Source organism: Streptosporangium amethystogenes subsp. fukuiense (assembly GCF_042665875.1).
Taxonomy (GTDB): Bacteria; Actinomycetota; Actinomycetes; order Streptosporangiales; family Streptosporangiaceae; genus Streptosporangium; species Streptosporangium fukuiense.
Genome location: NZ_JBHTEE010000001.1, coordinates 4,601,663 through 4,623,634, shown reverse-complemented (window position 1 = coordinate 4,623,634; position 21,972 = coordinate 4,601,663). Strand labels below are relative to the sequence as shown.

The following is a 21,972-nucleotide window of genomic DNA, read 5'->3' as shown; positions in this document are numbered from 1 at the left end:
CATGCACGGGTTTGAACCGGTCGGCGGCGCGGCCGGTGCCGACCGTCTCTTCGAGAGATGGGCCGAGGTCGCGCCCGAGCGTGACGCCCTCGTCCACCCGGGCGGGCGGATGACGTACGCGGAGCTGCGCGAGCACGCCACGGTCCTGGCCGGTGAGCTCATGGCGGCGGGGGTGCGGGCGGGCGACACGGTGGGGGTGCTGATGGAGCGCTCCTTCCTGCTGCCCGCCGTGGTCCTGGCCATCTGGAAGGCCGGTGGCGCCTACGTGCCCCTGCCGCCGTCGCACCCGGTGGGACGGAACGAGCTGGTGCTGTCCGACACCGGCACCCGGATCGTCGTCGCCGACCGGGACCCGGAGGAACTGCTGCCGGGATGTGGCCTGCGCTCCGTACGGCCGGGCCTCGAAAGGCCGGAGCCCGCCACGGGATCGGCGCGGGGAGGCGCCGCACCGGCGACCCGGGCCGACAGCCTCGCCTACGTGCTCTACACCTCAGGATCGACCGGCGCGCCCAAGGGTGTGCTGGTGGACCACGGCGGCGTGACCAACCTGGCGGAGGGGCTGCGGCTGCTCTTCGGCGACCTCGAAGGGGCCCGCGTCCTGCAGTTCGCGCCGTTCACGTTCGACGCCTGGGTCTGGGAGTTCGCGATGAGCCTGCTCAACGGCGCGACCCTGTGCGTCCCCGAGGCCGGGGTGTCGCTGTACGGCCGCGAGCTGAGCCGCGTCCTGTGCGAGCTGGACATCACCCACCTGTCCGGCGCTCCGTCGCTGCTGGCCACCCTGCCCGAGGACGTCCCGGTGCCGGTGACCACCATCACCTCGGGCGGCGAGGCGCTGCCGGAGTTCCTGGTGGAGCGGTGGGCGCCCAGGGTGCGCCTGTTCAACGCCTACGGTCCGACGGAGGCCACCGTGTCCGCGACGGCGGGGCGCTGCCGGCCGGGGGCGGGCAGGCCGTCCGTCGGACGCCCGCTGGCCGGGGTCGAGGTCCACATCCTCGACGCGGCGGGTGACCCGGTCGCGGAGGGGGAGACCGGCGAACTGTACGTCGGAGGACGCGGTGTGGCGCGGGGATACCTGAAGCGGCCCGACCTGACGCGCGAGAGGTTCGTCCCCGACAGGTTCGCGGGGCGCCCGGGCGCGCGCCTTTACCGTACCGGCGATCTCGCCCGGCGGCTGGGAGGGGGAGAGATCGACTTCGTGGGGCGGATCGACGAACAGCTCAACGTCCGGGGATACCGGATCGAACCCGGCGAGGTCGAGGCGGCCCTGATGCGCCACCCGCGCGTCACCGGAGCGGTGGTGACCACCACCGGTGAGGAGACCGGAACCGCCAGGCTCACCGCGTACACGCAGCTCTCGCGGGGACCGGAGGTTCCCGCCGGTGAACTGCGCGAGCTGCTCGCCGGCCGGCTCCCCCCGTACATGATCCCGTCGCTCTTCGTGACACTGGACCGGCTCCCGCTGACCCCCCACGGCAAGGTCGACCGCGCGGCGCTGCCGAGCCCGGCGGGCGGCCGGCCGCGGCACGGCCACGCGGTGTCCTCGCGCCCGGGAGAGCGGGAGGTGGCCGAGATGGTGGGGCTGCTGCTGGGACTCGACGAGGTCGGCGCGGAGGAGAACTTCTTCGAGCTGGGCGGGACCTCGGTCGACCTCGTCACCCTCCAGGCCGACATCCACGAACGCCGGGGGGTCCTGCTCCCCGTCGCCGACCTCATCGCGGCCCCCGACGTGCGGTCGCTCGCGGCACTTCTCGACACGCGCGCCGGGGATCGTGACCGGTCCGGGCGAGACCTCGCGACGGCCGCCGCGAACAGGAGGAACCTGCTCGCCGGAAGCCGGTCACTGGAGGAACGCCGCTGGAAAGGACGACAGAGTTGAAACCGACGAACGCGGACGGCGCCGACATCGCGGGTGTCGGCGTCTCGGGTGCCGACATCGCGGTCGTCGGCATCGCCTGCCGCTTTCCCGGCGCGCGCGACGCCGCCGAATACTGGCGCCTCATCGCCGAGGGCCGCCGGGGCATCTCCGAGCTCACCCCGGACGAGCTGCGGGAGGGCGGGGCGAGCGAGGCGCGCCTCGCCGATCCCGAACTCGTTCCCGCCGGTGGCATCCTCTGGGACGCCGACCGGTTCGACGCCGCCTTCTTCGGCTACTCGGCGCGCGAGGCGGCCCTCATGGACCCGCAGCAACGCATGTTCCTCGAAGCCGCCTGGCACGCCCTGGACGATGCCGGCCACGCGCCTGACCGCTTCCCCGGCAGCATCGGCGTCTACGCGGGGCAGACCCTCGGCACGCACCGGGACAGGGACCGCGGAGCCTTCCTCGGCACCTCCGCGGACCTCCTGGCGGCCGCCGACGACAAGGACTTCCTCTCCACCCGGGCCTCCTACAAGCTCGGCCTGACCGGGCCGAGCATCACCGTGCAGGCAGCCTGCTCCACCTCGCTCGTCGCGATCCACCTCGCCTGCCGGGCGCTCATCACCCACGACTGTGACATGGCCCTGGCCGGCGGGGTCTCCTGGACGCCGCTGCGCAGGCAGGGCTACCTGCACCAGGAGGGCGGCGTCTGGTCCGCCGACGGCCATGTCCGGTCCTTCGACCGGGACGCGTCGGGGTTCGTCCCCGCGGACGGCCTCGGGATCGTGGTGCTGCGCAGGCTCGGGGACGCTCTGGCCGACGGCGACCGCGTCTACGCGGTGGTCACCGGAAGCGCGGTCACCAACGACGGTTCGGACAAGCTCAGCTACGCGGCACCCGGTGTCCGCGGCCAGCAGGCCGCGGTGGAGGCCGCGCTCGCGGTCTCCGGCGTCGACCCGGACACCGTCGGCTACGTCGAGGCCCACGGAACGGCCACGGCGCTCGGAGACGCGGTGGAGGTCACCGCGCTGACCCGGGCCTACCGGGCGGCGGGGGCGACCGGGCGTGGATACTGCCGGCTGGGCTCGGTGAAATCGAACATCGGGCACACCGACGCGGCAGCCGGAGTGGCCGGTTTCATCAAGGCCGCGCTGATGGTCCGGCACGGCCGGATCCCGCCCAGCCCCGTCGTCTCGCCGCACCCCAACCCTGAGATCGACTTCGAGACGAGCCCGTTCCGCCTCGCGGCGGAGCAGGAGGACTGGCCGCTCACGGATGTTCCCCGCCGGGCGGCCGTCAGCTCCTTCGGCATCGGCGGCACCAACGCCCACGTGATCCTTGAGGAGCCGCCGCCGTGCCCGCCCACCGCCCCGGCCCCTCCGTGGCAGCTCGTCGCGCTGTCCGCGCGTGACGAGACGGCCCTCGCCGAGATGGCCGGAGCCTGCGCGGACGCCCTCTGCGACGTCTCCGATCCCGAGTTCGCCGACCTCGCCCGTACCCTCGCGGCCGGCCGCCGTCATCTCCCCTTCCGGTACGCCGGAGTCTTCCGCGACCGCTCCCACGCCGTGGCGGAGCTGCGCGGGCGCGCGACCTGCGAAACCGCCTCCGCCGTCCGCGCGGGCAACGCCGACGTGGTGTTCATGTTCCCCGGCGGAGGCACGCGGTATCCCGGGATGGGGCGCGAGCTCTACCACGAGGAGCCGGTCTTCCGCGCGGCCGTGGACGAGTGCCTGGAGCTGCTGCCGGACCGCTCCGCCGCCGGGCGGTTGGGCGCCCTGTGGACGGACGAGCCCGGCGCGACGCCGGTCCCCGTCCCGGACGGGGAGAGCGATCCCGCCCTGGCGCTGCCCGCCGTGTTCGTCATGGAGATCGCGCTCGCCCGGCTCCTCATGTCGCGGGGGGTGATCCCCGCCCTGCTGATGGGGCACAGCCTCGGTGAGTACGCGGCGGCCTGCGTCGCGGGTGTCATGTCGCTGCGCGACGCCCTCGCCGTCGTGTCCAAACGCGGCGAGCTGCTGGCCTCGCTGCGCGACGGGGCGATGCTGGCGGTTCCGGCCTCCGAACGGGAGGTCGAGCCCTTCCTCGGAGAGGGGGTGTGCCTGTCGGTGGTCAACGGCCCGGCGTCCTGCGTGCTCGCCGGCCCCGCCGCCTACATCGCAGAGGTCAGGGAGCTGCTGGACCGGCGCGGGATCACCGGCCGCCTCCTGCCGCTCGGCACCGCCGCGCATTCGGCCCTGGTCGACCCCGTACTCGGGGAGTTCCGCGGCTTCATGGCCGGAATCGAGCTGCGTGCCCCCTCGACGCGCCTGGTCTCAGGCGTGACGGGGACCGGCGACGCCGACTTCGCCGACCCCGAGTACTGGGTCAACCATCTGAGGGCGACGGTCAGGTTCGACGCCGCGCTCGGCCACGTCCTGGCCGACGGGCCGAAGATCCTCGTCGAGGTGGGTCCCGGTACGACGCTGAGCACGCCGGCCCGGGCGAGGGCGGGCACGGACTCCGTGGTCGTCAACGTCACCCGCCATCCGCTGGAGGAGCGGGCCGACCGGGAGGTCCTGCTCCGCGCGCTGGGCCGGTTGTGGGAGGCGGGCGTCGAGGTCGACCTGCCCTCGCTCTGGCCGGAACGGCGGCTCCGGCTGCCCGCGGTGCCCTACCCCTTCGCGCCCACCGTCATCCGCCCGCCGGACCCGGCGCGCGGCGCGGAGCCCGCCGCCTTCTCCGGTGCGGAACGCTCACCCGGCGGCCTGTACGGGGTCACCTGGAAACGCGCCGTGGAGGTGCCGGCGGATCCGGGGCCGGAGGTGCGGGAGCACCGCTGGATCGTGCTCTCCGACTCGTCGTCCCTCGCCGAGGCGATCGTCGCGAAGCTGGCGGAGTACGGGGCCACCACGGTGGTCGTCACCCCGGGGCGGGCGTTCCAGCGCGTGGCCCCGGACCGGATCACGATCGACCCCGGGTGCGGGGAGGACTACGAAAGGCTCCTGAAGACGGTGGAGGCCGACGCGGCCGGACCGGCGCGGATCGTCTGCCTCTGGGGAGCGTCACCGCTCTCGCGGACCTGCCCGCCGCTGGGCCACGTCGTCGGCCTGGCCCGTGCCCTGAGCGGCCGGCCGCGGGCCGATCTCTCCCTGGTCACCAGGGGGGCCCTGGAGATCACCGGGAGCGAGCGGCTCGACCCGCGCGAGGCCCTCACGATCGGAGCCGCGGGGCCGCTCCGCCACGAGCTGGCCGACGTGCGCATCCGGCTCGTGGACCTGGATCCCGGTGACGGAAAGGAGCACGGAACCCGAGCCGCGGAACTCCTCGCCGAGCTCTGCCGCCCCTCACCCGAAAACCCGGGCGAGGACCCGATCGGCCTGCGGGCAGGACACCGCTGGCTGCGCCACTTCGAGCCGCTGCGGGTGACACCGGGAACGGGCCCCCGGATACGCCGGGGCGGGACCTACGTGATCACCGGGGGGACGAGCGGGATCGGGCTCCGGCTGGCCGGGCACCTGGCGGACACGTACTCGGCCCGGCTCGTCCTGATCGGGCGCGGAGCGTCCGGGGAGTCCCCGCCGCGCGGTGGCGAGGCGACGACCCTCCTTGCGGGCCGAGGAGACGAGGTCCTGGTACGCGGCGCGGACGTCGCCGACGCCCGGCGCCTCAGGGAGGTTCTCGACGAGACGCGGTCGCGGTTCGGCGAGATCCACGGAGTGATCCACGCCGCCGGTGTGCCGGGGGGCGGCATGGCGGAGTTCCTGACCGAGGACGACGTCGCCGCCGCGCTGCGGGCCAAGACCGAGGGGACCTCCACCCTGGTCTCCGCCCTCCGGGAGGTCGGCGCGCTTCCCGACTTCGTCGCGCTGTTCTCCTCGCTGGCCTCGTTCTCCGGGGTTCCCGGGCTCACCTGCTACGGGGCGGCCAACGCCTTCCTCGACACGTTCGCCCTCTGCGCGCGGCGGGACGGCCTGCCGGTGCTGTCGATCAACTGGGACCGCTGGAACGGGGTGGGAATGGCCCGTGACATGGAACGGCGCCACCGCGAGCTCACCGGTGAGGGGCTGAGCGGCGGGTTGAGCCCCGAGGAGGGAGTCGCGGCCTTCGAGAGGTGCCTGGCGGCCCTTCCCCTGGGACAGGTGGTCGTCTCCTCCCGGCCGCCGGAGGGCGCGGGGCAGGCCGCGCGGCGCCCCGCCGTGCCCGCCGCCCGGTCACGGCCTCCTCGCCCGCGCCACCCCGCCGCGCCACCCGCCGGCGGCACCGATGAGTGGAGCCCCCGCGAGCTGGAGCTGCTGGCCGTCTGGCAGGACGTGCTCGGCGTCGAGGTGATCGGGAGGCGCGACGACTTCTTCCTCCTGGGCGGTCACTCACTGAGCGCGCTGCAGGTGGTCCAGCGCTGCAAGGAGCGATTCGGGGTCCAGCTTCCGGTCAAGGCGCTGTTCGTCGCTCCGACGATCGAGGGCCTGGCGAAGGCACTCGCCGTGGCCCGGGCGGACGGCGAGGGAGAGGCCGGGGCGGGTGGTCCGCGCCCGGTTCTCGAAAGGAGCGATCTATCATGACCGAGACGATCCCCGCCGATCAGTGCATGTGGCTGCGCCGGCGGCAGGTGCTCGCCGAGCCTCGGCTGCGCCTGGTCTGCTTTCCCCACGCCGGGGGGTCGCCGAGTTTCTACCGGGGATGGCAGGACCATCTGCCCGAGGACGTCGAGCTGTCCGCCGTGTGCTACCCGGGCAGGCAGAACCGCATCAACGAGCGGCCGATCGACCGGATGGAGCCTCTCGTCGACCAGGTCTGCCGGGTGCTCCTCTCCCTGCTCGACCGCCCGTTCGCCCTGTTCGGGCACAGCATGGGCGCCGTGGTCGCCTACGAGGTCGCGGTCAGGCTCGCCGTGGAGCACGGGATCTCCCCGGTGTCGCTACTGGTGTCCGCGCACGCGCCGCCGCACCTGTGCGCGAGCGACGCGCGGCGGATTCCCATCGGCGACGACCAACTCGCCGAGCAGGCCGCGGCCGCGGATCCGGCGCTGCTGCGCTTCCCCGAGCTGATGGACCTGGCGATGATCGCGCTGCGGGCGGACCACGACCTGCTGCACGCCTACCGGCCCGCCTCGACCCCGAGGATCGCCGCTCCGATCACCGCCTACCTGGGGACGGACGACCGGCGGGTGAGCCACGACGAGATGCGCGCCTGGAACCGCGTCGCGGCCGCGGGGTTCGAGCTGCTGACCTTCCCGGGGGACCACTTCTACCCGGTGGGCGCGGAGGCGGCCCTCGTCACCGACATCGTGACCCGCCTCGGCGACACCGGTGTGCGGCGACTCTCCTCCTCCCCGCACGCGTGACAACCGTGATCGACGACAGCCCGCCGGTGCCGCTCTTCGTCCGCCGCTCCAGCGTCTGCCCCCTCGACCCGGCCGAGGAGTTCGCCCGGTTGCGGGCCGAGGAGCCGGTGGTCCGGGTCACCCTCTCGACCGGGGCGAGCGCGTGGCTGGTCACCCGCTACGCCGACGCCCGCCGCGTGGTCGCGGACCAGTGGCGATTCAGCTCCAGGGCGGCGGTCGACGGCCCGATCCCGCCGCCGGAGCCGCCGGGAGGGTTCCCGCCGCCGCGTCCCGGCTTCTTCTCGACGTACGCCCCCCGCGAGCACGCGCGCCTCCGGCGGATGCTCAACGCGGAGTTCGGTGCCCGCCGGCTGCGGGCGCTGCGCCCGCGTGTCGAGGCCGTGGCCGACGAGCGGATGGCGGCGATGCGCCGTTCCGGGCGCGGCGCCGACCTGATCGCGGACTTCGCGCTCCCGGTCCCGGCGCGGATCTTCCTCGAACTCCTCGGGATCCCCGAGCCAGACCGGGAGGGGTTGCGGCGCAACGCCGACGTCCTCCTCGACTTCGCCCCGAGGCCGATGGAGCAGGCGGTCGCCTTCGCCGAGCTGGACACCTACCTGAGCGCGTTCGTCTCCCGGTGCCGCCGTGATCCCGGCGACGGCCTTGTCGGCAGGCTGATCTCGTCGTACGGCGCGGAGCTCTCCGACGTCGAGCTGGCCGGGATCGCCGCCCAGTTGCTGCTCGCGGGGTACGCGACGACGGCCGGCACGATCGGGCTGGGAGCCCTGCTCCTGCTGCGCCACCCGGACCAGGCCGCGGCGTTGCGCGACGGTTCGGCGGATGTGGACCGCGCGGTCGAGGAGATGCTCCGCCACCTGTCGGTGGTCTCCTTCGGCAAGGTCTTCACCGCCGAGGAGGACGTCACGGTCGGCGGCCAGGAGATCCGGGCGGGGGAGTACGTCCTGTGCTCCCTGCCGTCGGCCAATCGCGACGCCGTCCTGGGGCCCGACGCCGACCGCTTCGACATCACCCGCGAGCCGCTGCCCCATCTCGCCTTCGGGCACGGCGCCCGTTACTGCCTGGGCGCCGAGCTGGCCAGGCTGGAACTACGGGTCTGCGTTCCCCGCCTGCTGAACCGCTTCCCCGGCCTGCGGCTGGAGGTCCCGTTCGAGGAGCTCCGGTTCACCCCGATGAACGCGGCCTACAGCCTCGAATCACTGCCGGTGTCCTGGTGACCGGCGAGCCAGATCGGTGTACGGAGGAAAGATGCCCAGCACGCCCTGTCCCACCACGGGTTCCTACGACTACCTGGCCTCGCTGACGGAGAAGGTCGGCGGGCTCGACCTGCACTACGGCTACTGGTCGGGGCCCGACGACGACACGCCGATCGAGGAGGCCACCGACCGGCTGACCGGGGTCGTGGTCGACCGCCTGGACGCGCGGGCCGGTGAGCTGGTGCTGGACGTGGGCTGTGGGAACGGGCGTCCCGCGGTGACGGTGGCGGAACGCACCGGGGCGCGGGTGACGGCGATCGACGTCGACGAGCGGGCGCTGGAACGAGGGAGGGCGTGGGCGCGCGAACGGGGCGTGGAACCGCTGGTCTCCTTCGAACGATGCGACGCGCTGGCCATGCCCTACCCCGACGGCGCGTTCGACGCGGTGCTGGTCTTCGAGTCGACGCCGCACTTCGCGCCGGAGCCGCTCTTCGCCGAACTCGTCCGGGTGCTGCGGCCCGGTGGCCGGTTGGTGGTGGAGGCCCCGTGCCTGCACGTTCCCGTCACCGGCGAGCTGCGGCCTCGGCTGGCGGCGTACTTCGAGATGTTCCAGGTCCACTCCATCGAGCAGGCCGGGACGTATGTGGAGATCCTGCGCGCCGCCGGTCTCGGCGTCGACGCCGTCGAGGACCTCACCGAGTACACCGAACCGTTCTACCGGCGGATCCTGGAGCGGCTCGACACCCATCGCGCGGAGCTGGCGGCCGAGTACGGCGCGGGGACCGTGGCCTGGATCCGCGACGGCATCGCCGACTGGGCCACGATCCCCTCGGGCAGCGTTCTGATCACCGCCCGAGGGCCGGACCGTCCCGCCTCAGCGGACGGGGTCGAAGTCCCGTAGGGCCGCGGGCTGCTTTCCGGTGGTGATCTGCTCGGCCAGCATGCGACCGGTGACCGGCCCGTGGGTGAACCCCCACATGCCGTGGCCGCCGGCGACGTACCTGCCGGGGGCGCGGGTGGCGCCGATCAGCGGCCTGCCGTCGGGGGTGACGGGGCGCGGGCCGACCCAGGTGTCGGTGCGCTCCTCCCAGGAGACGCCGCTGAGCAGCGGCCGGGCGGACGCGATGATCGCGTCGACGCGCCTCTGGTACAGCGGGGCGTCGGCGTCCCGGAACTCCATCGTGCCGGCGACGCGCAGCTTGCCCTGGTAGGGCGTGCAGGCCACCCGCACGGCGGGCAGGTAGATCGGCCCGGGTACGGGCTCGTCCGTCGGCACGGTGAACGAGTAGCCGCGTCCGGCGCGTACCGGCACCCGGACGCCCCAGGAGGCGCCGAGCTGGTTCAGCCACGCGCCGGTGGCCAGCACGACGGCGTCGGCGCTGACGGAGTCCCCGTCAGCCGACCGGACGGCGATCCCGCCGGAGTGGGAGTAGACGTCGATCACCCGGAAGCCGGACCGGATGGTGGCGCCCCGGGCGACGACGGAGCGGGCGAGCGACCGGGTGAACTCCCCGGGGTCGACGTAGCGCTGCCCGTCCAGCCGGATCCCGGCCCGCGCGCGCGAGGAGAGCTGCGGCGCCTGCCTGCCGAGGTCGTCACCCTCGAACGCGCTGTACTTGATCTCCAGGCCGGACTCGTTGATGCGCCGAAGCTCGTGCAGGAGCGCCACCGCCTGCCGCGGGGTCTCGAAGGCGGCCATGATCGGGGCCTCGACCGTGGGGGCCTCGACGCCGTTCGCGGTGAGCACGTCGAACGCCTCCAGGCACTCCTCGTTGAACGGGAGGTTGGCCCGTACGGCACGGCCCCAGGACTTCCAGCTGCAGTTCGCGGCGAACCGGGTGAGGAACGACAGCAGCGCCGGGTCGGGGGTGGCCGGGATGTGCAGCGGGGCGCTCGGGTCGAGCAGGGAGCGCAGGCCGTAGCGGAGGACGCCGGGCTCGTTCAGCGGGATGGCCAGCCCGGGGGAGAGCCAGCCCGCGTTGCCCCACGACGCGCCCGCGGCCACGTCGTCCCGGTCCACGACCGTGACCTCCACGCCGCGCTCCTGCAGGAACCACGCGGTGGACAACCCCACCACGCCGGCGCCGATCACCACTGCCGTACGCGGCCCACCGTCGATGCCCATGACCATTTTCTCCACTCTGATATTCATTGCCTCTTTCGAGGATCGCTGGCCTGGCCGGAGAGTGGTGTGTGCATTTCGGACAAGCGCAATGGTGTGTTTTGTCGTGCGAGAACAAGCGCCGGGGGCTGGGCCCCGGATCCGGCGCCCACCGCGGTTCCCTCCTCCGCTCCGCGGGGCACCGGCCGGACGGTGCCCCGCCGCGGGTCTAGGTCCGGCCGACCGCCAGCGCGATGATCATCGCCAGCCGCTTCTCCGGCAGTTCGAGCTGGAGGTTCGTGATCTCGGCCATCTTCCGCAGCCGGTAGCGGACCGTGTTCGGGTGGACACTGAGGCGGCCGGCGGCGACGGCCAGGTCGCCCTGCGCCTCCAGCCACGCGCGCAACGTCGCGATGTACTGGGTGCCGTGCTCGGAGTCATGCCGGGTCAGCTCGGCGACCGGCCCGCGGGCGGGGGTACGCCCCGCCGAGGCGGCGGCCCGGAGGCGTTGCAGCAGGATCTCGTCCCACGCCTCGTCGTAGACGACCGCCGGGGCACCGGCGGGCCGCATCGCCCGGAGGGCGAGGCTCTCGTCGGCCTCCTGCCTGCTCGCGGCCAGCTGGGCGGGTCCCGCCGGGCCGCCGACACCGGCGAGCACGGTGACCCGCCGCGGCAGGACGTTCGCGATCGCGGCGAGCCAGTCCAGGGCGGGCGTGGCATCGTTGTCACAGGGCAGCACCGTGTACAGGGTGTTGCCGAACAGCGCGCTCCGTCCTGCTCGCGACCAGCCGAAACCGGTGGTCGCGCGTTCGAAGGCCAGCAGGATCGCGGCATGCCGCTCCTCGGCGATGTGCGCCTGGAGCGCGATCACCCGGAACCGCTCCCGGGGCAGGCCGAGCCTGCTGATCACCGCGGCCGTGTCGGCGGTCCCCTCCAGCAGCTGGATGACGAGATCGGACTCCACCTGACGCTCCAGGTCCGCACTGACCCGGGAGCGCAGCAGGTGCAGCGCGACCGCCCGCGCCCCGTCCTCCAGGATGGTCCGGCGCGTGTCGGACAGCGGGCTCTCGCACTCGACCCAGATCGATCCCAGCAACTCGCGCCCCGCCCGCACCGCGACCACCATGCGGCCTCTGAGACCGTGTGCCGGTGAGGGGTCGACGAACAGCGGCTCGTCGGAGGTCGCCAGATGGGCGAAGACGCCCTCCCGCTCGAACAGCCGGCGCATGGCGTCCGGCACCCGCCTGCCCAGGATCGTCTCCAGCCGGGCCGGATCGGCGGTCTGCTGCGAGCCGGAGTAGGCCAGGACCCGCGACATCTGGTCCTCGATCGTCACCGCGTAGCCGAGTTCGGCCGCGAGCGTGTCCGCGAAGGCCAGCAGATCGTTCGGCCCCCGCCCGGTCTGGCTGCCTTCGAGCACCAGGCCGTACACCACGCCGAGGAGCTGGCTCCAGGACACCGCCGGTTCGACGAGCAGCACGGCGATCCCGTCGGCGAGGGCCTGTTCCAGCGTGCCCTCGTCGAGGGGAGGGTTCCCGTGCACCAGCACCGTGACGGCCCGCGCCGCCCGTGCCAGGCGTACGGCGTCGGACGCCGACTCCACGCCCACCGCCAGGAACACGTCACCGGTCGCGGGGCGGGTGTCGGTCGGATCATGTACCACCACGCTGCGCAGCTCGACGTCCCGCGACGCCGGAGCGCAGCAGAGCCGAGCCCCGTAGCCGCCGAGAACGTTCACCAACCGGTCCAGCTTCAACATCTACGCGACCTCTGCATGCTCTCTGCCGTGCCCGCCTGCCGGCGGGCTTGTGGCATGAACACCGTTCTAGCAGTTCGACGGTACGGCGATCCGGTGGGAACCGCCGAGGGCGGGGTCCGTCGGTGCCTGGTCCGGCGGTGAAATTTTCACCGGGCGGCTGGCGGGCCGGGGTGAGTCCGTCCAGGTGGCCCGGTGAGTGCCGGGCCGGCAGGCCGGTGGGGAGGTGGAGGTCCCTTGGCCCGCGGGGGGCCGCATTCTATGGTGCGAGGTGTGGGAGCGCTCCCACGATGGCCGGCGCAAGCCGTCCGACCCGCCTTTCCGGAAGACCTCCCCGAAGGGGCCCGATGTGCGCACCTCCCTCCTGACCGATCGGCTCGGCCGGCCGGGCCGCCGTCTCCGCGCCGGGCTCGCCGCGCTGCTGCTGGCGGCCGGGATGTCCGTCCCGGCGACGGCGACGGCGGCCGTGAATCCCTACCAGGATCCCGGCCTGCCGGTGGCGACCAGGGTCGCCGACCTCCTCTCGCGGATGACGCTGGACGAGAAGATCGGCCAGATGACCCAGGCGGAACGCGGCTCGGTCGGCAACTCCGACGTCACCACCTACCGGCTCGGCTCGGTGCTGTCCGGCGGCGGTTCGGCGCCCTCGCCCAACAACGCCACCTCCTGGGCGAACATGTACGACGGCTACCAGAACGCCGCCCTCGCGACGCCGCTGGGCATCCCCATGATCTACGGCGTGGACGCGGTGCACGGCCACAACAACGTGGTCGGTGCGACGATCTTCCCGCACAACATCGGGCTCGGTGCCACCCGGGATCCCGCCCTGGTGCAGCAGATCGGCCGGGCGGTCGCCGAGGAGGTCACCGGGACGGGTGTCGACTGGAACTTCGCCCCCTGCGTCTGCGTCGCGCGCAACGACCGGTGGGGCCGCACCTACGAGTCCTTCGGGGAACTGCCGGAGATCCCTTCGTCGATGACGAGCTTCATCACGGGCACGCAGGGCGCGACGCTGAACGGGCCGGCCTCGGTACTGGCCACCGCCAAGCACTATGTCGGCGACGGAGGCACCGTGAACGGCGTCGACCAGGGCGACGCGCAGCTGACCGAGACCGAGCTGCGGGCGGTCCACCTGCCGCCGTTCAGGGCCGCGGTGGAGCGCGGGGTGGGGTCGGTGATGGTCTCGTTCAGCAGCTGGAACGGCAGCAGACTGCATGGGAACCGGTATCTGGTCACCTCGGTGCTCAAGGACGAACTGGGCTTCACCGGCTTCGTCGTCTCCGACTGGAACGGCGTCGACCAGATCGACGGCGCCCTCGGGCTCTCCGCCGTCGACGTGCGAACCGCGATCAACGCCGGCATCGACATGGTGATGGAGCCCGAGGCCTGGCGGCAGTTCATCGACCTGCTCCGCGCCGAGGTGCAGGCGGGGCGGGTGCCGCTGTCCCGCGTCGACGACGCCACGAGGCGCATCCTGACCAAGAAGTTCGAGCTGGGACTCTTCGAGCGGCCACTGGCCGACCGGACCTACACCTCGACCGTGGGCAGCGGCGCGCATCGCGCCCTGGCCCGCCAGGCGGTGGCGAGGTCACAGGTGGTGCTGAAGAACGGCGGGAACATCCTGCCGCTGGCCACCGGCGGCGGCAAGATCTTCGTCGCGGGCAGGAGCGCCGACAACATCGGCCACCAGAGCGGCGGCTGGACGATCTCCTGGCAGGGCTCGTCGGGGAACATCACCCCCGGCACCACCATCCTGCAGGGGATCCGCGACACCGTCGGTTCCGCCACGACGGTGACCTACAACCAGAACGGCAGCGGCATCGACTCCTCCTACCGGGCGGCGATCGCGGTGGTGGGCGAGACTCCGTACGCGGAAGGTCAGGGAGACCGCACCGGGGCCATGGGGCTGGACGGCGCGGACCTGAACACCATCAACACGCTGCGCGCCTCCGGGGTGCCGGTGATCGTGGTCCTGGTCTCCGGCCGCCCGCTGGACATATCCTCCCAGCTCTCCGGGTGGAACGCGCTGGTGGCCTCCTGGCTGCCGGGCACCGAGGGGCAGGGCGTCGCCGACGTGCTCTTCGGCCTCACCCAGCCCACCGGCAGGCTCCCGGTGACCTGGATGAACAGCGCCGGCCAGCAGCCGATCAACGACGGGGACGGCAAGACCCCGCTCTTCCCCTACGGATACGGGCTGACCTACGAGTCCGCCGCGGACACCAGCCCGCCGACGGCGCCGGGCACCCCGACGGTGTCGAACGTGACCTCGTCGTCGGTGAACCTGACGTGGACGGCGTCCAGCGACAACGTCGGCGTGACGGGTTACGACGTGGTGCGGGTGCAGGGCACGACCGAGACCACGGTGGCGACACCGACGACCAACTCGGCATCCGTCACCGGGCTGGCGGCGAGTACCGCCCACACGTTCGCGGTGTACGCGCGTGACGCGGCGGGCAACCGCTCGGCCCGCTCGGCCGCGGTGACCGCGACCACGGGTGGCGGTGGCGGCGAAAACGGCACCTGCAAGGTCACCTACACGGTCAACGACTGGGGAGGTGGCTTCAGCGCCAACCTGACCATCGCCAACACCGGCACCTCGGCCGTCAACGGCTGGACGCTGCGGTTCGCCTTCCCCGGCGACCAGAAGGTCACCCTGCCCGCCTGGTCGGCGACCTGGTCGCAGTCGGGCACCGCCGTCGCCGCGACGAACCTGTCATGGAACGCGAACATCGCGCCCAACGCCTCGACCGGCATCGGGTTCAACGGCACCTATACCGGTGCCAACCCCAGGCCGACCGAGTTCACCCTGAACGGCGCACCCTGCACGGTGGGCTGACCCGCACCTCCCCGCGGCCGACCGGCGGACCCACGCGGCCGAACGCGTGGGTCCGCCGGCCCCGGTCACTTCCCGGTGGTCGCCTCGATCCTCACCGCCACCCCGCCCTGGAGCATCACCTTGGCGTTCAGGGGCTTTCGCGCGTTGAGCGCCCTCTCCAGCTGTGCCGCGGTGCACCTGTGCGGGACCTTGCCCGTGTCGCAGATCGTCCCCCGCGCGTCGAGCACCACCGCGTCCGGGCTGAGCATGACCGACTGCACATCGCCGTCACCGGTCTGCACGGTGATCCAGCCCGGCTGTCCCAGACTCGTGCCGAGTGGTCCGAGCAGGTAGACGGCCGGTCCGGTGTCCCCGGCGCCGTCGCCCTGCTCGTCCCTCCCGGGCTCGGCGGGGGGGTCGGTCGAGTCTGCCGGAGGCGAGGGCTCCGCGGTGACGGTGACGGTGACGGCAGGGGCGGGGGTGCTCTCGGATCCGGTGGGAGAGGCGGAGACGGCCGGAGCGGTGGAGGAGGCGGACGAGCCGTCCTCCGCCGAACAGGCGGAAAGGCCGGCGGCGAACGCGGCCACCAGCAGGATGTGTGTCATCTTCAACGACCTACTCATAAGCCGCAACACTCCCACGGAGTCCGGCACAACAACGAACCAGCCGAGATGTTCCCGATCAAGGTGATCAGCCGGTGCCTGCCGCCCGGTGTGTACCGCCGAAGGCGCGGCCGGTACGCCGAGGGTGAGCGGTGGGCGCGGCGGTGCGGCCGGCCCTGGGGTGCTGCGCAAGGAACTCGGCCGCTACGGCGAGGCCGAGACCCACTACCGCGGAGCGCCGGCCTGCCTGGAGCGGCACGAGGTGGAGCGCCTGGCGAGGTCCGGGCGGTGAACCCGTGCCCCGCCGGGGCGCGCTCACGGCCGGGGACGGTGCACCGGAAGGTCGAACCAGACACCGGTTCCGATCTGCCCGGTGCCGCACAGCCGGGTCCAGCGCGCCCCGCAGCGCCCGGAGGTGTACTCCTCGACGATCCGCAGGCCCCGTCCGCCGAGTGACAGCTCGTCCACGTGGCCGGGGAGCGTGAACGGGCGGCGCAGCAGGCGCTCGATCAGCGGGACCCCGCCGCCGGCGTCGGCGACCTCGGCCCTGATCGGCAGCTCGCGGTCGTGCAGGACACGCAGCTCGTAGGGGCCGGGGGCGTAACTGCCGGCGTTCGTGGCGAGCTCGGTCACCACGACCTCCAGGTCGGCGACGTCGTCGGGGGCGAAGGGCGGCCGGGACAGCAGGTCGTGCAGCAGCTTGCGGGCCCGGCGGGCGGCGTTGCCCGGGGGGAGACACCAGGCGGTCACTCGAAAGCGTCCGCGGTGCCTGCCGCGCACGCCGACCTCCAGAGCTGGAGCGTGCTCGGTGAGCATCGTTGCTCCTATCGAGTAGGACACCAGGGCCGCGGGATCGCGCTCGCTGGTCTGAATCCCCCATCCTGAGGGACAAGGCCGATATACGGAGAGTCGCAGGACCAATACTGTCCGCAGATCGGTCGGGTGATAGGTCGAGCCGATCACCTTGGGTGATCGGTCGCACCGATACGGCTCCGGCGACGTCGTATCGCCGGTTACCTTGGCGGCAAGGGAACTCGGCCGTGGGAAGAGCGGATGAACGTCAGCAACGTGAACGCGCGGGAAGTCGACCCCGCACTCTGGGAACGCCCACAGATGCGACAGGCTCTGGCCGCCCGCGACATGGCCACCGTGTACCGGTTACTGCAGCGGATCGGCGTCTCGCAACGTCACATCGCCGCCCTCACCGCGCAGTCCCAGTCGGAGATATCCGAGATCCTCAAGGGCCGCCAGGTGATGGCGTACGACGTGCTGGGCCGGATCGCCGACGGTCTGGGCATTCCCCGTGGCTACATGGGTTTGGCCTACGACGCCTCCTGCACCACACCGGTCCCGGCGGCGGCCGACCAGCGCGACGACTCCAACGAGGACGAGCAGGTGCGCCGCCTGCTCGCGCACGCCGCGCAGGTGACCATCGGCGCGGCGTCCGGGAACGCGGAGGAGTGGATCGAGCCGGTCACGCCCACGGAGACCCCCGTCCCGCACCGTATCGGCATGGCCGACGTCGAGCAGATCGAGACGGTGACCCGCACGCTGCGCGCCCTGGACTACCGGCACGGGGGCGGGGTCTGCCGCGACGCGGTGGTGGCACAGCTGGCCTGGTCGCAGCGGCTGCTCCGGGCCTCGTGCCCGGAGTCGGTCACCCTCCGCCTGCACCAGGCACTGGCCGACCAGCACAACCTCGCGGGCTGGACCTCCTTCGACGTCGGCCTGTACGGCTCGGCCAGAAGCCACCTGGCCCGCGCGCTCGAACAGGCCAAACACGCGAGGAACTCCTCGCTGGCGGCCAACGTCCTGTACCGGATGGGCCGCGTCCACCTGCACTGCGACCGCATCCTTGACGCGCTGCGGTTCTTCCAGCTCGGACAGATCTGCGCGCAGGACGCCAGCTGCGAGCGGACCGTGGCGATGCTCTTCGCCAACGAGGCGTGGGCCTACGCCCTGCTGGGCGACAGCGATCTCGCGCTCAAATCGATCAACCGGGCGGCCGACGAGCTGGCTCGCGCCCGTGACCGCGAGTCCCCGGCCTGGGTGAGCTTCTTCGGCGCCGCCGACCTCGACGCCACGAGCGGCATGGTGCACGCCGACCTCGCCGAGACCCACCTCGACACCCACCTCGGCATCGCCGAACGCTTCCTCACCGACGCGCTCGGGCAGCGCGACCCGAGCATGGCCAGGAGCAGGGCCTTCGAGCTGACCGCTCTGGCGACGGTGCAGCTCAGAGCCGGTGACATGACCGCCGGGATCGCCAACGGCAACGAGGCGGTCACCCTGGCGACCGAGATCCGCTCGATGCGGATCACCGACCGTCTCGCGCCGCTGCAGGCGGTCGCCATGATGCGGGCGCACGCCGGTGACGCCCAGGACCTCGCCCGGCGCATCTCGGTGGTGCGTGCGGCATGACGATGACCACCGACCACGCCGCAGAGCACGCCGCCGGTCAGGCAGGCGGTCTCACCCGCGATCGGCTCCACTCGCTGCTGGCAGCCGTCTGTGACCGGGCCGGGCTCGCGTCCGGTGACGCCGAGCTGATCAAGTTCACCAACAACGCGGTCTTCCGCCTGCGCCGGGCGCCCGTCGTGGTGCGCATCGCCGGATCCTCGGCCGCCCGCTCGCGGGTGCCGACCGTGGTGCGGGTCGCCCGCTGGCTGGCCGACCACGACTTCCCCGCGGTACGGCTCCTGCCGGGCTGCGAGCAGCCGCTCCAGGTGGAGGGCCACCTGGTCACGCTGTGGAAGCACGTCCCCGAGGTGGGCCCGCGCCCCGGCGGCGGCGAGCTGGCCATCCTGCTCAGACGCCTGCACAGGTTGCCGGACCCGCCGGTGGACCTGCCGGAGTGGGCCCCGATGGCCGAGGTCCGTCAGCGGCTCGCCGAACCGGAGGACCTGTCCGCGGGCGACCACGCCTTCCTGCTGGACGAGTGCGACGAGGTCGAGGAGCGGCTCGCCGCGCTCGACTACGCGCTCCCCGCCGGGGTCATCCACGGTGACGTGTTCATGGGCAACGTCATCGCCGGGCCCAGGGGGCCGGTGCTGTGCGACTTCGACAGCACCGGGACAGGCCCGCGCGAGTGGGACCTCGCCCCGGTGGCGGTCGGCCGCCTGCGGATGGACTACCCGGCCGACGAGCACACGTCGCTCGCCGAGGGCTACGGCTTCGACGTCACCCGCTGGCGCGGTTTCCCGGTGCTGCGCCGCCTCCGCGAGCTGAAGCTGGTCACCAGCGTCCTGCCCGTGCTGCGCAGCAACCCGGGTATCCGGTCGCAGTGGGAACACCGCATGCGCAGTTTCAAGGCCCGCGACCAGACGGTCAGGTGGCAGCCGTACCGGTGATCGATCCGGGCGGATCACCGGCGGCTGGTGTCGTACGGCGGCTGCACGGGTACCCAGCCTAGGGGGAAAGCCCAGGTGAGGGCAGTGGTCGGCGGGGGAGGGGTGGGGCGATGCCGCTGAGGCGGCCCGGTCACACCGGGCGGGGAAGCCGCGATCTGGAGGTCAACCCGATCTTCAGCCGGGAGCCGCTCCGGGTTCCGCGCTACGCCATGCCCGACGGGGAGATGGAGCCGGAGACGGCCTACCAGCTGGTGCACGACGAGCTGATGCTGGACGGCAACGCGCGGCTGAACCTGGCGACGTTCGTCACCACCTGGGCGGAGCCGCAGGCGCGGCGGCTGATGGCCGAGTGCGCCGAGAAGAACATGATCGACAAGGATGAGTATCCGCAGACCGCGGAGCTGGAGATCCGGTGCGTGGACATGCTCGCCCGGCTCTGGCACGCCGAGGACCCCCACCGCGCGGTGGGCTGTTCGACGGCCGGGTCGAGCGAGGCGGCGATGCTGGGCGGTCTGGCGCTCAAGCGGCGCTGGCGGCACCGGCGCCAGGCGGAGGGGCGCCCGGCCGGGAGGCCCAACCTGGTGATGGGCGTCAACGTGCAGATCTGCTGGGAGAAGTTCGCCGACTACTTCGACGTCGAGCCCCGGTACGTGCCGATGGAGGGCGACCGGTACCACCTGAGCCCGGAGACCGCCGTCGAGCTGTGCGACGAGAACACCATCGGGGTGGTGGCCATCCTGGGCTCCACCTACGACGGCAGCTACGAGCCCATCGCCGACATCGCCGCGGCCCTGGACGACCTGCGGGCCCGTACCGGACTCGACGTGCCGATCCACGTGGACGGCGCCTCCGGCGCGATGATCGCGCCCTTCCTCGACCCCGACCTGCACTGGGATTTCCGGGTGCCGAGGGTGGCGTCGATCAACACCTCCGGGCACAAGTTCGGGCTGGTGATGCCGGGGGTGGGCTGGGTGCTGTGGCGTGACTCCGAGGCGCTCCCCGACGACCTGGTCTTTCACGTCAACTACCTCGGCGGGGACATGCCGACCTTCGCGCTGAACTTCTCCCGCCCCGGTGCCCAGGTGGTCGCGCAGTACTACAACTTCCTGAGGCTGGGTTTCGACGGCTACCGCCGGGTCCAGCAGACCTGCCGGGACGTGGCGACCCGGCTGTCCGGGGAGATCGCCAGGCTGGGCCGGTTCGAGCTGGTCACCGACGGCGGCCAGGCTCCGGTGTTCGCCTTCCGGGTACGGGAGGGAATCGACAACTTCACGGTCTTCGACGTCTCCGCCGCGCTGCGCGAGCGCGGCTGGCTGGTGCCCGCCTACACCTTTCCGAAGAACCGCACGGACCTGGCGGTGCTGCGCGTCGTCGTCCGTAACGGTTTCAGCAACGACCTGGCCGACCTGTTGCTGCAGGACCTGCGCCGGGTCCTGCCCCGCCTTTCCGACCAGGACCGGCCGCGTCACACCGCCGAGGACGCCGGTGGTTTCGCGCACGGCGCCGGGGCCGTGCGGTCCCGGCACCACGGCTGACGGCGCCGGGCCGGGTACGGGCCGGAGCGGAGACGACGGAGAAGGAGAACCTTGGGATGTGCCGTCTGTTCGGCCTGAGCAGCACCCCTGAACGTACGCGTGCCACCTTCTGGCTGCTGGACGCCCCGGACAGCCTGAGTCGCCAGAGCCACCGCGACCCCGACGGGACCGGGCTGGGCTACTTCGACGCCGACGGCACCCCGCACATGCACAAGGCCCCCATCGCCGCCTACGAGGACCGGTGCTTCGCCGAGGAGGCCAAGGAGGTGGAGTCCAGCACCTTTCTGGCGCACATCCGCTTCGCCTCCACCGGCGACCTGGAGGTGCGCAACACGCACCCCTTCCTGCAGGACGGGCGGCTCTTCGCGCACAACGGGGTGATCGAGGGCCTGGACGACCTCGACGCGGAACTGGGGAAGGACCGGGAACTGGTCCGGGGGGACACCGACTCGGAGCGCTTCTTCGCGCTGATCACCCGTGAGACCAGGGCGCACGGCGGCGACGTCGCCGCCGGCATCGAGAGCGCCGCGCGCTGGGTCGCCAGGAACCTGCCCGTCTATGCCCTCAACCTGGTCCTCACCACGCCGCGGGACCTGTGGGCGCTGCGCTATCCCGACACCCACCGGCTTTACGTGCTCCGGCGTGCCGCCGGCGGGCAGCACGGCGTCCGGCACCTCGACCACAGCGGCAGCAACGACCGGATGCGCGTCCGCTCCCGCGACCTGGCGGGCGTCTCCGCGTCCGTGGTCGCCAGCGAACGCATGGACGACCATCCCCAGTGGCACCTGATGGAGCCCGGCGAGCTGTTCCACATCGGACCGGACCTCAGCCCCACCCGCCGGGTCGTGCTGCCGGAGGAGCCGGCCCACCGGCTGGGCCTCGCCGACCTGCGCCCGGAGGCCGCGGCCTCACAGCAGGCGACCTGAGAACGGGTTCCCAGGTCGCGACATCGAGCCGCACCCGGAGGCGAGGCCGACTTCCGCGCGGTCCACAAGGCGTACCCGGCCTCCTGGTCCGTGCCATCGCCCGGTGGGTCCGGCGGCTGAGCGAGGCAGGATGCCGCCGGCCGGGTGAGCCGGGGCATCAAGCCTGCAGTCAGCCCGGAGCCGACGGTCTCAGGGGGCCGATCGCTGGTCGACCGTCATGTCCCGGCCGGCCGTGTAGGCGTCCCTGCCCGCGTGGATGTTCTGCACGAGGGGCGCCGGAACCGGATGGTCGCGCGCCCATCCCTCCAGTTCGGCGGCGAACTCCTCGTCTCGCCGCGCGTACCAGGACAGTGCCTCGGCCAGCGACCTGACCCGGCCCTCGTCGCCGGGCTCTTCGATCGCCTGGTCCAGTGTCTCCGTGGAGCGCTCGTCGGAGCCGAAGATCGAGCGGATCCTCGCGCGGATCCGCTCGATCACCTCCAGGGCCATCTGTTCGCCCACAGTCGTGACCGCGCCGCC

16 protein-coding genes are annotated in these 21,972 nt (G+C 72.6%); 11 read left to right on the top strand and 5 right to left on the bottom strand.

Annotated elements, in window-relative coordinates; genetic code table 11:
- Position 1 precedes the first annotated feature (1 nt).
- The 5 genes from ACFQVD_RS19590 to ACFQVD_RS19570 are packed head-to-tail and all read left to right on the top strand — an operon-like array spanning position 2 to position 9,269.
- On the top strand, positions 2–1,876 hold the full coding sequence (locus ACFQVD_RS19590) for a non-ribosomal peptide synthetase (RefSeq protein WP_343976342.1): 1,875 nt from the start codon (positions 2–4) through the stop codon (positions 1,874–1,876).
- Positions 1,873–6,393, top strand: coding sequence for a type I polyketide synthase (locus ACFQVD_RS19585; protein ID WP_386271707.1), 4,521 nt, complete (start codon positions 1,873–1,875; stop codon positions 6,391–6,393). The genes ACFQVD_RS19590 and ACFQVD_RS19585 overlap by 4 nt, the downstream gene beginning before the upstream one ends.
- On the top strand, positions 6,390–7,175 hold the full coding sequence (locus ACFQVD_RS19580; protein ID WP_343964270.1) for a thioesterase II family protein: 786 nt from the start codon (positions 6,390–6,392) through the stop codon (positions 7,173–7,175). Before ACFQVD_RS19585 ends, ACFQVD_RS19580 begins: the two co-directional genes overlap by 4 nt.
- The gene (locus ACFQVD_RS19575) at positions 7,172–8,389 is read left to right on the top strand and encodes a cytochrome P450 (protein WP_343964272.1); all 1,218 of its coding nucleotides are present in this window, start codon (positions 7,172–7,174) and stop codon (positions 8,387–8,389) included. Before ACFQVD_RS19580 ends, ACFQVD_RS19575 begins: the two co-directional genes overlap by 4 nt.
- A 31-nt stretch (positions 8,390–8,420) precedes the next feature.
- Positions 8,421–9,269, top strand: coding sequence for an SAM-dependent methyltransferase (locus tag ACFQVD_RS19570; protein ID WP_343964274.1), 849 nt, complete (start codon positions 8,421–8,423; stop codon positions 9,267–9,269).
- Here the strand turns inward: ACFQVD_RS19570 and ACFQVD_RS19565 are convergent.
- On the bottom strand, positions 9,243–10,493 hold the full coding sequence (locus tag ACFQVD_RS19565; protein WP_343964276.1) for an NAD(P)/FAD-dependent oxidoreductase: 1,251 nt from the start codon (positions 10,491–10,493) through the stop codon (positions 9,243–9,245). The two genes, ACFQVD_RS19570 and ACFQVD_RS19565, sit on opposite strands and share 27 nt — an antisense overlap.
- Before the next feature lie 205 nt (positions 10,494–10,698).
- Complete coding sequence (locus ACFQVD_RS19560; protein WP_343964278.1) at positions 10,699–12,228, bottom strand: PucR family transcriptional regulator; 1,530 nt, start codon at positions 12,226–12,228, stop codon at positions 10,699–10,701.
- A gap of 346 nt (positions 12,229–12,574) precedes the next feature.
- Here ACFQVD_RS19560 and ACFQVD_RS19555 point away from each other — a divergent pair, with 346 nt between their 5' ends.
- Entirely contained in the window at positions 12,575–15,061 is a 2,487-nt protein-coding gene (locus ACFQVD_RS19555) for a glycoside hydrolase family 3 N-terminal domain-containing protein (RefSeq protein WP_343964280.1), read from the top strand.
- A gap of 65 nt (positions 15,062–15,126) precedes the next feature.
- Here the strand turns inward: ACFQVD_RS19555 and ACFQVD_RS19550 are convergent, their stop codons facing one another.
- Positions 15,127–15,645 carry a hypothetical protein gene (locus ACFQVD_RS19550; RefSeq protein WP_386368591.1) on the bottom strand — a complete coding sequence of 173 codons (519 nt, stop codon included), beginning with the start codon at positions 15,643–15,645 and terminating at the stop codon, positions 15,127–15,129.
- A gap of 142 nt (positions 15,646–15,787) precedes the next feature.
- On the opposite strand from ACFQVD_RS19550, the gene ACFQVD_RS19545 reads away from it, so the two are divergent.
- Positions 15,788–15,934 carry a hypothetical protein gene (locus ACFQVD_RS19545; protein ID WP_343964284.1) on the top strand — a complete coding sequence of 49 codons (147 nt, stop codon included), beginning with the start codon at positions 15,788–15,790 and terminating at the stop codon, positions 15,932–15,934.
- Between the two features lie 23 nt (positions 15,935–15,957).
- Here ACFQVD_RS19545 and ACFQVD_RS19540 read toward each other — a convergent pair whose 3' ends face one another.
- Positions 15,958–16,458, bottom strand: coding sequence for an ATP-binding protein (locus tag ACFQVD_RS19540; protein WP_343964286.1), 501 nt, complete (start codon positions 16,456–16,458; stop codon positions 15,958–15,960).
- Between the two features lie 237 nt (positions 16,459–16,695).
- Here ACFQVD_RS19540 and ACFQVD_RS19535 point away from each other — a divergent pair, with 237 nt between their 5' ends.
- The 4 genes from ACFQVD_RS19535 to ACFQVD_RS19520 all read left to right on the top strand — a co-directional run bounded on the left by ACFQVD_RS19535 (position 16,696) and on the right by ACFQVD_RS19520 (position 21,453).
- On the top strand, positions 16,696–18,063 hold the full coding sequence (locus tag ACFQVD_RS19535; protein ID WP_343964288.1) for a helix-turn-helix domain-containing protein: 1,368 nt from the start codon (positions 16,696–16,698) through the stop codon (positions 18,061–18,063).
- Entirely contained in the window at positions 18,060–18,992 is a 933-nt protein-coding gene (locus ACFQVD_RS19530; protein ID WP_343964290.1) for a phosphotransferase enzyme family protein, read from the top strand. Before ACFQVD_RS19535 ends, ACFQVD_RS19530 begins: the two co-directional genes overlap by 4 nt.
- Before the next feature lie 110 nt (positions 18,993–19,102).
- The gene (locus ACFQVD_RS19525; protein WP_343964292.1) at positions 19,103–20,527 is read left to right on the top strand and encodes a glutamate decarboxylase; all 1,425 of its coding nucleotides are present in this window, start codon (positions 19,103–19,105) and stop codon (positions 20,525–20,527) included.
- Between the two features lie 56 nt (positions 20,528–20,583).
- Positions 20,584–21,453 (top strand): class II glutamine amidotransferase, encoded by an 870-nt coding sequence (locus tag ACFQVD_RS19520; RefSeq protein ID WP_343964294.1) that lies wholly within the window; start codon positions 20,584–20,586, stop codon positions 21,451–21,453.
- Positions 21,454–21,642: 189 nt separating this feature from the next.
- On the opposite strand, the gene ACFQVD_RS19515 is transcribed toward ACFQVD_RS19520, so the two are convergent.
- Positions 21,643–21,954, bottom strand: coding sequence for a hypothetical protein (locus tag ACFQVD_RS19515; protein ID WP_343964296.1), 312 nt, complete (start codon positions 21,952–21,954; stop codon positions 21,643–21,645).
- Positions 21,955–21,972: the final 18 nt, after the last annotated feature.